Source organism: Achromobacter pestifer, assembly GCF_013267355.1.
In the GTDB taxonomy this organism is placed as follows: Bacteria; Pseudomonadota; Gammaproteobacteria; order Burkholderiales; family Burkholderiaceae_B; genus Achromobacter; species Achromobacter pestifer_A.
Map to the genome: position 1 here is coordinate 2,477,337 of NZ_CP053985.1, position 13,297 is coordinate 2,490,633.

Below are 13,297 nucleotides of genomic sequence, written 5' to 3' on the forward strand. Positions count from 1 at the left end.
TTTCCCGACCCGCCCGGTCTACAATGGCGCACCGCCCCTAGGGCCTGACCGTGCCCCTGCCCGACGCGATGCCGTCTCCGACCTCTCGCGACTCCGCCTCTGCGGCTGAACCCGTCAGCACCGGCCCCGTGCGCGCGCACTGGCTGGCGGAGCTGATCCGCCTGCGCGAAGCGCATTGGGGCCCCCTGGAAGACACGGATGCCGTGCGCCGCGTGCGCCAGCAGGACATCGACCTGCCGTCGCGCATCCTGGCCCGCGCCGCGCTGCTGGCGCAACGCGAGAACCTCGCTCCCCTGATCGACACCTGGCGCCGCAGCGCTCTCGCCATCCTGGCCGCGCTATTCCTCGTGGCCGCAATATCCGGCGCGGCCGCCGCCCTGGGCGCGCTCGGCGACGGATCGCGGCCGGTCAACGTGCTGTGGGCGCTGGGCGCCTTGCTGGGCCTGCATGCGCTCACCTTCCTGCTGTGGCTGGCCAGCTTCCTGCTGCGGGCGTCCTCCGTCACGGGACTGGGACGCCTCTGGCTCTGGGCCACGCGCAAGCTGGCGCGCGGCCCAGACAGCGCGCTCGTGCCCCAGGCCTTCCTGAACCTGCTGGCCCGCGCGGGCGCCCTGCGCTGGCTCTTCGGCAGCATCAGCCACCTGCTGTGGCTGACGGCCCTGTGCGCCGCGCTGGCGGTCCTGCTGGCCGTTCTGTCCACCGCCAGCTACCGCTTCATCTGGGCCACCACCTTGCTGGCGCCCGACACCTTCGTGCGGCTGACACAGGCCATCGGCTGGCTGCCGGCCCAACTGGGCTTTCCGATGCCCGACGCGGCCATGATCCGCGCCAGCGACGGCGCCCAGGCCCTGCCCGCCGAGGCGCAGGTGCAGTGGTCGCTCTGGCTGATCGGCGTGCTGGTCGTCTACGGCGTCCTGCCCCGGCTGCTGGCCGGCGCGCTGTGCGTGGCGGGCTCGCTGCGCGCCTTGCGCGGCCTGCGCATCGATCCCTCGCTGCCCGGCTTCTCCACCCTGCGCGACCGCCTGGAGCCGCCGGCCTTGTCCACCGGCATCGATCGTCCCGTGGATCCGCTGCACGAACCGCGTGTCGGCGCCCCCTCGCTGGCGGGCCTGGGCGGCCAGCCGGTGCTGCTGGGACTGGAACTGCCGCCGGACCTGGCCTGGCCGCCCGCGGACATGCCTGCGGGCATCCAGCAGGCCGGCAATCTGGATACCCGCGAAGAACGCAACCGCGTGCTGGACGCGCTGGCCAGCAAGGCCGCCACGCGCATGCTGATCGCCTGCGATGCGCGCCAGACACCCGACCGGGGCACGCTGTCGCTGATCGCCGAACTGGCCGCGCACGCGGAACAGACGCGCGTCTGGCTGGTCACGCCCCACGCCAGCACCGGCACCGGCGCCGATACCGCCACCCCCCGCGCCTCGCTATGGCGCGAACGCCTGCTGGCGCTGGGCCTGCCCGCCGACGCCGTGTTGCAAGCGCCCATCGTCCCGTACGCGTGGCTGGAGTCCGGCCATGGCTGAAGACCTCATCAAGATCGCGCTGGTCGGCCATACCAACACCGGCAAGACTTCGCTGCTGCGCACGCTGACGCGCGACACCACCTTCGGCGAAGTCGCCGACAGCCCCGGCACCACCCGCCACGTGGAAGGCGCGCGCCTGCGGCTGGAAGGGCGGGCCGTGCTGGAATGGTTCGACACGCCGGGCATGGAAGACAGCATCTCGCTGCTGGAGTACCTGGAAAAACTCGACAGCCCGCAAGAACGCCTGGACGGACCGGCGCGCATCCGCCGCTTCCTCGACACGCCCGAAGCGCATGGCCGCTACGAGCAGGAGGCCCGCGTGCTGGCCAAGATGCTGGACTGCGACGCCGCGCTGTACGTCATCGACGCGCGCGACCCGGTGCTGGGCAAGCACCGCGACGAACTCGCCATCCTGGCCGCTTGCGGCCGGCCCCTGCTGCCGGTGCTGAACTTCGTCAACGCACCCGCGCATCGCGCTGACGAATGGCGCGCCGCCATGGCGCGGCTGGGCCTGCACGCGGTCGTTGAGTTCGATACCGTCGCGCCGCCGCTGGATGGCGAACAGCAGCTCTACGCCAAGCTCGGCGTGCTGCTGGACCGGCACGCCCCCGCGCTGGCCCGGCTGTCCGCCAACCTGGCCGAGCAGCGCCGCGCGCGCCACGGCTCGGCTTACGAGCTGCTGGCTGACCTGCTGATCGACGTGGCCGCCTTGCATGTCTCCAGCGCCAGCGACGAAACGGCGCTCGCCGCCACCTCGGGCAAGCTGCGCGACCAGGTGCGCCATCGCGAGCAGACCTGCGTGAACGCCCTGCTGGCGCTCTACAACTTCCGCGCGGCGGACTTCGCCGATGATGCGCTGCCCTTGCAAGGCGAGCGCTGGGGCATGGACCTGTTCCATCCTCAGGCGTTGAAGGACATGGGCGTGCAGATGGGCATGGGCGCCGCCGCCGGCGCCATGGCCGGCGCCGCGGTGGATCTGTTCAGCGCGGGTTTGAGCCTGGGCACCGGCATGCTGATCGGCGCCGCCGCCGGCGGCCTGTGGCAAGGCGTGGAAAAGCTGGGCAAGCGCGTCGCGGGCAAACTGCGCGGCTGGCGCGAGATCAGCGTCGACGACGCCGTGCTGCGCCTTCTGGCCCTGCGCCAGCGTCAATTGATAGAAGCTCTGGAGCGCCGCGGCCACGCCGCGCGCGAACCATTGAGACTAGACCATCCGGAGGACGAGGCCTGGCGCAAAGGGCCCTTGCCCGAAGCGCTGCAAGAGGCCCGCAGCCGGCCCGAATGGTCGGCCCTGGGCGAGCACTACGAAGACAGCGACCGCCGCAAGCGCGTGCTGCGCGAATTGGCGAAAACCCTTGCCGACGCGCCGCCGCCCGGCGCCTGAACGCAGAGCCGCCAGCCTTGCCGCACGCACCATTCCACGCCGTCGGCAAGCAAGTACTAACCCCAATCCAAACCGATTGACGCTTAAACGAATGGATCTATAAGATTCGTTCTGCATAGGCGCGGGTCCGTCCCCGTCATGATAATCACAAGGGGTTGGGTCTATCGTGAAGTCGAAGTCCTACGCAGTGATTTCCCGCAGCGCCATCTTCGGCGCGCGCGCAGCACGCGCTGCGTCCCGCCAGACCCCAATCCGTCTTTCGTCGTAAGCAGCAACGCCATGCCCCGGATCCCCCATGGGGCCGGGGCCCTGTCACTTCTGTCGCGCTATCCGCGCACCACACGGAGCATGAGGGCTATGCGTACTTTTCCCCACCTGAAGCAAGCTGCGCTCGCGGCTGCCATCGCTGCATCGCTGGCATTCAGCGCCGGCGCGGCCGCCAAGACCTTTCACTGGTCCTACCAAGGCGATGCGACGTCCATGGATCCGATGGCCCTGAACGAAACGTTCACGCTGGGCTTCCAGGGCAACATCTACGAAACACTGGCCGGCTACGACGGCAATCTGAAACTGACGCCGCTGCTGGCGGAAAGCTGGGAGAACCCCGAACCCACGAAATGGGTATTCAAGCTGCGCAAGGGCGTGAAGTTCCACGACGGCTCGCCGTTCACGGCGGACGACGTCATCTTCTCCTGGAAGCGCAGCTTGACCCCGGGCTCCGACATGAAGGGCTACGGCGCCAAGGCCTCCGACATCAAGAAGGTGGATGACTACACCATCGAAGTCACCACGCCCACGCCCAACCCCATCCTGCCGCGCGAATGGGTGTTCCTGTACATCATGAGCAAGTCGTGGTCGGAAAAGAACAAGACCACCGAAGCCACCAACGTCAAGGGCGACAACCAGGGCAACTACGCCAACCTCAACGCCAACGGCACCGGCCCCTTCATGCTCGCCTCGCGCCAGCCCGACGTGAAGACCGTGCTCAAACGCTACGACGGCTACTGGAACAAGAACATCAAGACCAATGTCGACGAGGTCATCTTCCAGCCGATCACGCAGGAAGCGACGCGCGTGGCCGCGCTGATCTCCGGCGAAATGGACCTGGTGCAGCCCGTGCCCGTGCAAGACTGGAAGCGGATCGAAGACGCCAAGGGCGTCAAGCCGCTGACCGCACCCGAAGCGCGCGCCATCTTCATCGGCATGGACCAGGACCGCGACGAGCTGCTGTTCTCGGACGTGAAGGGCAAGAACCCCTTCAAGGATCCCAAGGTGCGCGAAGCCGTGGTGCTGGCCGTGGACACCAAGGCCATCAACGAGAAGATCATGCGCGGCGCGGCCAAGCCGCTGGGCTCGCTCATCGCCACCGCCATCAACGGCTATGACGATTCCTTCGGCGCGCCGTACAAGCCGGATCCCGAACGCGCCAAGAAGCTGCTGGCCGAGGCCGGCTATCCCAAGGGCTTCACGGTCACCATGGACTGCCCGAACGACCGTTACGTCAACGACGAAAAGGTCTGCCAGGCCGTGGCCGGCATGCTGGCGCGCGTGGGCATCAAGATCAACCTGCTGGCGCAGACCAAGTCGAAGTACTTCGGCAAGATCCTGCTGCAGGCCGGCAACCAGACCAGCATGTACATGCTGGGCTGGACGCCCAGCTCCACCGATGCACACAACACGCTGTTGAACCTGACCTCGTGCCGCAACGCCAAGACCGCGGCGGGCCAGTTCAACCTGGGCGGCTACTGCAACAAGAAGGTCGACGAACTCACCGACAAGATCGGCGTGGAAACCGACCAGGCCAAGCGCAACGCCATGATCAAGGAAGCCTTCGAGATCGTGCGCACCGACTATGGCTACCTGCCGCTGCACCAGCAGCCCATGTCCTGGGGCGTGAAGGACAACATCAAGGTCATCCAGCGCGCCGACGACGTGCTCGACCTGCGCGACGTCGTCCTGCCGTAAACGGCAGCGACGCGAGCCCCGGGCGGCGCATGCCGCCCGGGCGCGCCCGGCCCAGCCCCGGCTCCCGCCACCCGCGGGAAACGCGGCCCGGCGTTATCTGAAACCGAGGGCTCCCGATAATGCTTTCCTTTGTTGCGCAACGGCTTATCCAGTCGGTGCTGGTGATGTTGACGGTGGCGCTGATCGCGTTCTCCATGTTCCGCTATGTCGGCGATCCGATAGCCAGCATGGTCGGCCAGGACACCACCCCTGAACAACGCGCCCAACTGCGCGAACAGCTGGGTCTGGACGATCCCTTCGTGGTGCAGTACGCGCACTTCGTGGCCAATGCCGTGCGCGGTGACTTCGGCATGTCGTACCGCCATCGCCGGCCCGTCAGCGAACTGCTCGAAGAGCGCATGCCCGCCACGCTGGAACTGTCCTTCGTGTCCGCCGTGATGGCGCTGGCCCTGGGCATACCCATGGGCATCTACACCGCGCTCAAACGCCACGGCGTGCTGTCCAAGGCCTTCATGGCGATTTCGCTGGCCGGCATATCGCTGCCCACCTTCCTCATCGGCATCCTGCTCATCCTGGTCTTCGGCGTGCAGCTGCGATGGCTGCCCAGCTTCGGGCGCGGCGACGTGGTCAGCCTGGGATGGTGGACCACCGGCTTTCTGACCAAATCAGGTTGGCTGGCGCTGATCATGCCCGCCATCACGCTGGCGCTGTTCCAGATGACGCTGATCATGCGGCTGGTGCGCGCCGAAATGCTGGAAGTGCTGCGCGCCGACTTCATCAAGTTCGCGCGCGCCCGAGGCCTGCCGGAACGGTTGATCAATTTCCGCCACGCGCTCAAGAACACCATGGTGCCCGTCATCACCATCACCGGGCTGCAGCTGGGCTCCATCATCGCTTTCGCCATCATCACCGAAACCGTGTTCCAGTGGCCCGGCATGGGCCTGCTGTTCATCCAGGCCATCAGCATGGTGGACATCCCCGTCATGGCGGCCTACCTGGTGCTGATCGCCTTCATGTTCGTGGTCATCAACCTGGTCGTGGACCTGCTGTACTTCGCCGTGGACCCGCGTCTGCGCGTGCAGAGCAAGTAAAGGACTCGTCATGATTGCTCGCATCGCTCCCTTCTTCGCCCGCGCCGCCGACAGCGACCTCTGGCACAGTTTCAAGCGTTCTCCCGGCGCCATCATCGCCGCGATCGTCACGCTGGCCATTCTGCTGGGCGCGCTGTTCGCGCCCGTCGTCGCGCCGCACAACCCCTTCGACCTGGCTTCCTTGAGCATCATGGACGCCAACACGCCGCCATCCTGGGAAGAGGGCGGCAGCCCCGACTTCCTGCTGGGCACCGACGACCAGGGCCGCGACATCCTGTCGGCCGTGCTGTACGGCTCGCGCGTGTCATTGCTGGTGGGCTTCGCGTCCGTGCTGTTCTCGATGGTGCTGGGCGTGACCCTGGGCCTCATCAGCGGCTATGCCGGCGGCCGCGTGGACAGCTTCATCATGCGCATCGCCGACGTGCAGCTGTCGTTTCCGGCCATCCTGGTGGCGCTGCTGATCGACGGCGTGGCGCGCGGTCTGCTGCCGCGCGACATGCACGACCAGCTTGCGCTGTACGTGCTGATCTTCGCCATCGGCATCTCCGGCTGGGTGCAGTACGCCCGCACCGTGCGCGGCTCCACACTGGTGGAACGCAACAAGGAATACGTGCAGGCGGCGCGCCTCATCGGCATCGGCCCCATCACCATCCTGCGTCGGCACATCCTGCCCAACGTCATGGGACCGGTGCTGGTCATCGCCACCATCCACCTGGCCATCGCCATCATCACCGAAGCCACGCTCTCGTTCCTCGGCGTGGGCGTGCCGCCCACGGCCCCCTCGCTGGGCACGCTGATCCGCATCGGCAACAGCTATCTTTTCTCGGGCATGTGGTGGATCTCCATCTTCCCCGGCATCGCGCTGGTGGCGCTGGTGCTGTCGGTCAACCTGCTGGGCGACTGGCTGCGCGACGCGCTCAACCCCAAGCTGCGCTGAGGAAGCCATGGCCCTGTTGAATATCGAAGACATCCGCATCGAATTTCCCAGCCGCCGCGGCACGCTGGTGGCCGTGGACGGCGTGTCGCTGTCGCTGGAAAAAGGCGAGATCCTGGGCGTGGTGGGCGAATCCGGCGCCGGCAAGTCCACCATAGGCAATGCCGTGATCGGTCTGCTGGAGGCGCCCGGCCGCCTGGCGGGCGGCGCCGTACTGCTGAACGGCGAACGCATCGACACCCTGAACCCAGCGCAAAAGCGCAAAGTGCGTGGCCGCCGCATCGGCATGATCTTCCAGGATCCGCTGACCTCGCTGGACCCGCTGCAAACGGTGGAAAGCCAGCTGGTCGAGACCATGCAGGTGCACCTGAACCTGTCCCACGCCGAAGCGCAGAAGCGCGCCGTGCAATTGCTGGTGCAGGTCGGCATCGACAAGCCGGAACTGCGGGTCAAGCAGTACCCGCACCAGTTCTCCGGCGGCATGCGGCAACGCGTGGTAATCGCGCTGGCGCTGTGCTGCGAACCCGAAGTCATCATCGCCGACGAGCCCACCACCGCGCTCGACGTGTCGATCCAGGCGCAGATCCTGGAACTGCTCAAGAAGCTGTGCCGCGAAGAGCAGGTAGGCATGATCATCATCACGCACGACATGGGCGTGATCGCGGACGTGACGGACCGCGTGGCGGTGCTGTACCACGGCAAGCTGGTCGAACAAGGCCCCACCTCCAAGATCCTGGGCGACCCCGACCATCCCTACACGCGCAGCCTGATCTCGGCCGTGCCGCGGCCCGACATCAAGCTGCGGCGCTTCCCGCTGGTGACCTACATCGAGGACGTGAAGAAGCCCGCGCAGCCGCTGGACCTGGCCACGCACTGGTTGGGGCAGCGCCGCGACTTCGGCGCGCGCACGGACGGGCCGCTGGTGCAGGTCAAGGACCTGAGCATGCGCTTCGTGTTGAAGAGCGCGCTGCTCAAGCGCAACCAGCGCACGCTGGACGCGGTCAAGCGCGTCAATTTCTCCATCGGCGAGGGCGAGGTCTTCGGCCTGGTGGGCGAGTCCGGTTCCGGCAAGTCGACCGTGGCGCGGCTGATATCCGGGCTTTACACGCCCAGCGAAGGTTCGGTCAATTTCGGCGGCACCGACCTGACCGCGCTCAAGGGCGAGAAACAGCTGAACCCGTTCCGGCGGCAGATCCAGATGATCTTCCAGGACCCGTTCTCCTCGCTCAACCCGCGCATGCGGGTGCTGGACATCGTGGCCGAGCCGATCCGCTTCCACAAGCTGGCAGCCAGCGAGGCCGAAGCGCGCCGCATCGTGGCCGACCTGCTGGACGTGGTGGGCCTGGGCGACCGCGCCGCGGAACGCTTTCCGCACGAGTTCTCGGGCGGGCAGCGCCAGCGCATCTGCATCGCCCGCGCGCTGGCCACGCGCCCCCGTTTCCTGATCTGCGACGAGCCCACCTCGGCGCTGGACGTGTCGATCCAGGCGCAGATCCTGAATCTGCTGAAGGACCTGCAAGAGGAACTCGGGCTGACCATGCTGTTCATCAGCCACGACCTGCCGGTGATCCGCCAGATGTGCGACCGCGTGGGCGTGATGCGCTATGGCGAACTGCTGGAAGTGGCCGACACCGAAGACCTCTTCGAACGTCCGCAGCATCCCTACAGCCAACACCTGCTTGGCCTCATGCCCCGCCTGCAATCCATGTCCCGCGAGGGGCTGGACGTGGCGGAGTAACGCCAGGCGCCACCCGGAGCGAGACATGACGGCGACACGACAGACCCTGTTCATAGGCGGCAAGGTTTTCGACGGCAAGGGCAAGCTGCTGCCCGATCATGGCGTGCTGGTCGAAGGCCGGCACGTAACACGCGTGGCGCCGGCCGGGGAGTTCTCCGGCTACGCCGGCGCCACCGTGCGCACCGACGGCATGACCCTGATGCCCAGCCTGGCCGACTGTCACGTCCACCTGGTCTACACGGGCGGCGCCGATCCCAACGCGCAGTTGAGCAAGCAGGGTCCCGCGCAGATCACGCTGACGGCGCTGGAGAACGCCCAGGCCAGCCTGCGCGGCGGAGTCACCGCGCTGCGCGATTGCGGCGGCAAGGACTACCTGGAATTCGGCGTGCGCGACGCCATCGCGCGCGGCGTGTTCCCGGGCCCCACGATCAAGGCCTCGGGCCGCATCATCTGCATGACGGGCGGCCACGGCAACCGTATCGGCCGCGTCGCCGACGGCTGTGAAGACGTGATCAAGGCCGTGCGAGAACAGGTCCACGCAGGCTGCGATCTCGTGAAGATCATGGCCACGGGCGGCGTCATGACGCCGGGCGTCAGCCCCATGGACGCGCACTACAGCTTCGACGAAATGAAGGCCGGTGTACACGAGGCCAAGCGCTTTCGCAAAAGCACCGCCAGCCATGCGCAAGGCACGCTGGGCATCCTGAACGCCGTGCGCGCCGGCATCGATTCGATCGAACACGGCATCTTCATGGACGACGAATGCCTGCGCGAGATGCTGGACGCCCAGACTTATCTGGTGCCAACCATCGCCGCCATCCGCAACATCATCTCCAACGCCGATAACGGCATCCCCGCCTACGCCGTCGACAAGGCGCGCGCGGTGGAACAGCGCCACCGCGAATCGTTCCAGATGTACTACAAGGCGGGCGGGCGCATCGCGCTGGGCACCGACGCCGGCACGCCGTTCAACCTGCATGGCGAGAACGCGATGGAACTCGCCTACATGGTGGAGTTCGGCATGACGCCCGTGGATGCGCTGATCGCCGGCACCTCGCGCGGGCACGACTTGATGGGCATGGATCAGCACGGCGTCATCGCCGACGGCAAGGTGGCGGATCTGCTGCTGGTGCAGGGCGATCCCACCCAAGACATCATGAAGGCCGCCGACAAGCGCTTCCATGTGGCGGTGCTGCGCAACGGAGAAGCGGCCGCCGGCGTCTTGCCGCTTTGAGGTGAAACGGGCGCGGAGCGCGCCAACGATAAAGGCCGCCGCGCCCAGGGCGCGGCGGCCTTTATTACAGCTCGCTACGGGGGTTCGCTGACTTAGCGAGCGCCGCCCATCGCGCCGCTCATGACCATCATCAGGAACTGCTCAACCGGCATCTTCTTGCCGTTGAAGTCGACCTGGCCGTCGGCGTAGTTCAGGTAGGTCACGATGTTGTTGTTCTCGACCTTGGCCATGCCCATGGCGGTGGCCATGGTGCCGACCATTTCAGCCTGGCCCTTGGCGGTCTGCTGAGCCTGCTCGGCTGGCACGCCGCGCACCTGGGGCTCGATGGCCATCAGGTCGCTCAGGTTGCCCTTGGACAGCACCAGCTTGGCATTGAGCTTGCGGATCGCCTGCTTCAGCGTGTCGGCAAACTCACCGTCCAGCGATGCCGGCTTGGCCATGTCCAGATCCAGGTTGAAGGTCGACGTGCCGTTGGCCGTGCGCACTTCCAGCGGCGACACCGCCAGCGTCGGGTTGCCGGCCAGCAGCAGTTCGACGTTGGTCTTGACGACCTGCATTTCTTCGTCCGTGAACTGGGGAGCCTGCTCCTCGCCCTTGCTCTGCATCATGCGGCGCGAAGCGGCTTCATAGACGTCGTTCAGCGCCTTGAACGCCTTCGAATCCAGCTTCTGCGCGTCCATGACCAGCTTCAGGCCGGCCATGTCCTTGTCCTGCACGTTGATCATGCCGAAATCCATGGCCATCTTCACGCCCATGAGCGAGTTGGCTTCCGTCACATCGACAGCAACAACGGTGTCCTTGAGCTGGACCGGCGGCTTTTCCTTGGACGTGATGGTCCAGTTCTTCAGGCCGACCTTCTGGCTGCCCACGTACATGTCGTTCGAAGCCGGCGTCATGTCGCTGGTCAGGGTCAGGCCGGTCAGGGCCATGCTGACGATGTCGCTTTCTTCGGACTGGCCCGCCAGCGTCAGGCTGTCGGCCTTCAGCGCGACCGTGCCATGCTTGCTGCCAGTGGCGTAGGTCACGTCGCCCTTCATGCCCGAGAACTTCAGGCTGTTGGCGTCCTTGGCGAACTCGACCGGCGCCATGTCGAAGTTGCCAGTGATGTTCTTGGCGTAGCTGACGCTATAGGCGCCCGACAGGGGCACCGCGCCCTTGGCGGCGGCGAACCACTCCTTGACCAGGGGCGTCTCTTCCAGCTGGAAGCGGCTGGCGACCATGGCGGGCGCAAACGAGCCCGACTTCAGGTTGGACAGCGGGAAGGGGCCGTGGTCCAGGTGCTCGACGAACACGAGTTCGTGTTCGATGGCCGGCTTGCCATCGGCGGCGGGCTCGGTGACCTTCACGCGGTAGCGTTCGGTGGACGTGAACACGCCGCGATCGAACGACACCAGCTCAACCACGGGGGTCACGCCCCATTTTTCGCCAACCTTCTTCAGTTCAAGGTTGGCCTGCTCGATCGATTGCTTGACGAAAGCCTCGGCCTTCTGGCCCGTATACCAAGCCGTGCCGGTCCAGACTGCGCCCAGCGCGACGACTACGCCCACTATTGCCGATTTTTTCATTGCGATCCTTTATTCTTCAAATGGATGAAAGCGGACGGATTATAGGGATTGCAGCCTAGGGAAAACACTTATTTCGTGCAAAGGCGCTGCAATGTGTTGCTTATTGATACAGAACCGTCCTGGCCGGGCGGTGCTGCAACGCCACATCAGCTACAATCCGTCGGTGCGTTTTGCCAATCTGCGCACGTCCGCTAGGCCCTTCGCTGCCAAGCTTCGCCCATTAGGGCGCTTCCCTTTTCTCCTTTATTCGTCCGCCTGGATTGGAGTCTCTCAACTTGAGCGACGGGCTGCCGCTGGAGTTGTTTTGACTACCTCTTCCCCTTTCGCCGACCTCGGGCTGGCTGATTCCCTGTTGCGCGCCATTGCCGACACCGGCTATACCGCACCCACTCCCATTCAGGCCCAGGCCATTCCCCAGGTCCTGAAGGGTGGCGACTTGCTCGCCGCCGCCCAGACCGGCACCGGCAAGACCGCCGGCTTCACGCTGCCCATCCTGCACCTGCTGTCGCAGAAAAAACCCGAGCTGCGCAAGCCCGGCCGCCCGCGTTGCCTGATCCTGACCCCGACGCGTGAGTTGACCGCGCAGGTCGCGGAATCGGTGCAGACCTATGGCAAGTACACCTCGCTGACGTCCATGGTGATGTTCGGCGGCGTCAATATCAACCCGCAGATCTCCGCGCTGCGCAAGCCGCTGGACATCCTGGTCGCCACTCCCGGCCGCCTGCTGGACCACTGCGGCCAGAAGACGGTGGACCTGTCCGGCGTCGAAATCCTGGTGCTGGACGAAGCCGACCGCATGCTGGACATGGGCTTCATCCGCGACATCCGCAAGATCCTCGCGCTGCTGCCCAAGCAACGCCAGAACCTGCTGTTCTCGGCCACGTTCTCCGACGAGATCCGCACCCTGGCGCGCGGCGTGCTGAACAACCCCGGCGAAGTGTCGGTCACCCCACGCAACACCGCCACCGAGCTGGTCACCCAGACGGTGCACATTGTGGAACAGCACCACAAGCGCGACCTTATCAGCCACATCATCCGCGAAAGCGGCTGGCACCAGGTGCTGGTGTTCACCCGCACCAAGCACGGCGCCAACCGCCTGGCCGAAAAGCTGGTCAAGGACGGCCTGACCGCCGCGGCCATCCACGGCAACAAGAGCCAATCGGCGCGCACCCGCGCCCTGGCCGGCTTCAAGGACAGCACCGTGACGGTGCTGGTCGCGACCGACATCGCTGCCCGCGGCCTGGACATCGACCAGCTGCCCCAGGTGGTGAACTTCGAATTGCCCAACGTGCCTGAAGACTACGTGCACCGCATCGGTCGCACGGGCCGCGCCGGCGCCACCGGCGCCGCGGTGTCGCTGGTCGACAGCAGCGAAATCAAGCTGTTGAAGGACATCGAACGCCTGATCAAGAAGACCATCGAGCGCAAACCGGTGGAAGGCTGGACGCCGCCCGCCACCAGCGCCGCGGCTTTCGACCGCCAGGAACGCGATGAAGACAACCGCAGCCCGCGCGGCGGCGGCGGCCGCAATGGCGGCCGTGGCGGCAACGGCAATGGCAACGGCGGCCGCTCGCGGCCAGCCCAAGGCCAGGGCCAGCCCCGCGCCGCAACGGGCGGCCGCGCCCCCGCCCCGGCCCGTGCCGGCGGTGAAGGCCGCGCCAGCCACGGTCCGCGCGACGGCAAGCCTGCCGACCGTCCGGCCCATGCCGGCCGCAACGAAAGCCGCCCCCAGCAGAACCATCGCCGTCCGGAAGGCTCCGCCCGCCCGGCAGGCAATGGCGGCTCGGGACGCCCCGCGGGCGGTCCGCGCGGCGCGCTGCTAAGCAAGTAATATCGCCGGCAAACCCGAAACAGCCATTCACGGAC

9 protein-coding genes are annotated in these 13,297 nt (G+C 66.5%); 8 read left to right on the forward strand and 1 reads right to left on the reverse strand.

Annotated elements, in window-relative coordinates; translation table 11 throughout:
* Positions 1–68: 68 nt before the first annotated feature.
* The 7 genes from FOC84_RS12020 (at position 69) to FOC84_RS12050 (ending at position 9,866) form a co-directional block, all read left to right on the forward strand.
* Positions 69–1,523: a DUF2868 domain-containing protein gene (locus tag FOC84_RS12020; protein ID WP_173150097.1), complete on the forward strand. Its 1,455-nt coding sequence runs from the start codon at positions 69–71 to the stop codon at positions 1,521–1,523.
* A complete protein-coding gene (locus FOC84_RS12025; protein ID WP_173144612.1) occupies positions 1,516–2,904 on the forward strand; it encodes a GTPase/DUF3482 domain-containing protein in 1,389 nt (462 codons plus the stop codon). The genes FOC84_RS12020 and FOC84_RS12025 overlap by 8 nt, the downstream gene beginning before the upstream one ends.
* A 357-nt stretch (positions 2,905–3,261) precedes the next feature.
* The gene (locus tag FOC84_RS12030) at positions 3,262–4,869 is read left to right on the forward strand and encodes an ABC transporter substrate-binding protein (protein WP_173144613.1); all 1,608 of its coding nucleotides are present in this window, start codon (positions 3,262–3,264) and stop codon (positions 4,867–4,869) included.
* A 119-nt stretch (positions 4,870–4,988) separates the two neighbouring features.
* A complete protein-coding gene (locus tag FOC84_RS12035) occupies positions 4,989–5,960 on the forward strand; it encodes an ABC transporter permease (RefSeq protein ID WP_173144614.1) in 972 nt (323 codons plus the stop codon).
* Between the two features lie 10 nt (positions 5,961–5,970).
* Positions 5,971–6,897, forward strand: a complete 927-nt coding sequence (locus FOC84_RS12040; protein WP_088143680.1) for an ABC transporter permease — start codon at positions 5,971–5,973, stop codon at positions 6,895–6,897.
* A 7-nt stretch (positions 6,898–6,904) separates the two neighbouring features.
* Positions 6,905–8,632: a dipeptide ABC transporter ATP-binding protein gene (locus FOC84_RS12045; protein ID WP_173144615.1), complete on the forward strand. Its 1,728-nt coding sequence runs from the start codon at positions 6,905–6,907 to the stop codon at positions 8,630–8,632.
* Positions 8,633–8,657: 25 nt separating this feature from the next.
* A complete protein-coding gene (locus tag FOC84_RS12050) occupies positions 8,658–9,866 on the forward strand; it encodes a metal-dependent hydrolase family protein (RefSeq protein ID WP_173144616.1) in 1,209 nt (402 codons plus the stop codon).
* Between the two features lie 92 nt (positions 9,867–9,958).
* Here the strand turns inward: FOC84_RS12050 and FOC84_RS12055 are convergent, their stop codons facing one another.
* Positions 9,959–11,431 carry a YdgA family protein gene (locus FOC84_RS12055; RefSeq protein ID WP_173144617.1) on the reverse strand — a complete coding sequence of 491 codons (1,473 nt, stop codon included), beginning with the start codon at positions 11,429–11,431 and terminating at the stop codon, positions 9,959–9,961.
* Between the two features lie 304 nt (positions 11,432–11,735).
* Between FOC84_RS12055 and FOC84_RS12060 the strand changes: the two genes are divergently transcribed.
* Complete coding sequence (locus tag FOC84_RS12060) at positions 11,736–13,262, forward strand: DEAD/DEAH box helicase (protein WP_173144618.1); 1,527 nt, start codon at positions 11,736–11,738, stop codon at positions 13,260–13,262.
* Positions 13,263–13,297 lie beyond the last annotated feature (35 nt).

What these genes read in the sequence shown, in the direction of transcription:
- FOC84_RS12025 (WP_173144612.1), top strand. Translation starts at nt 1,516, where the DNA reads ATGGCTGAAGACCTCATCAAGATCGCGCTGGTCGGCCATACCAACACC.
- FOC84_RS12055 (WP_173144617.1), bottom strand. Translation starts at nt 11,431, where the DNA reads ATGAAAAAATCGGCAATAGTGGGCGTAGTCGTCGCGCTGGGCGCAGTC.
- FOC84_RS12030 (WP_173144613.1), top strand. Translation starts at nt 3,262, where the DNA reads ATGCGTACTTTTCCCCACCTGAAGCAAGCTGCGCTCGCGGCTGCCATC.
- FOC84_RS12045 (WP_173144615.1), top strand. Translation starts at nt 6,905, where the DNA reads ATGGCCCTGTTGAATATCGAAGACATCCGCATCGAATTTCCCAGCCGC.
- FOC84_RS12020 (WP_173150097.1), top strand. Translation starts at nt 69, where the DNA reads ATGCCGTCTCCGACCTCTCGCGACTCCGCCTCTGCGGCTGAACCCGTC.
- FOC84_RS12050 (WP_173144616.1), top strand. Translation starts at nt 8,658, where the DNA reads ATGACGGCGACACGACAGACCCTGTTCATAGGCGGCAAGGTTTTCGAC.
- FOC84_RS12040 (WP_088143680.1), top strand. Translation starts at nt 5,971, where the DNA reads ATGATTGCTCGCATCGCTCCCTTCTTCGCCCGCGCCGCCGACAGCGAC.
- FOC84_RS12035 (WP_173144614.1), top strand. Translation starts at nt 4,989, where the DNA reads ATGCTTTCCTTTGTTGCGCAACGGCTTATCCAGTCGGTGCTGGTGATG.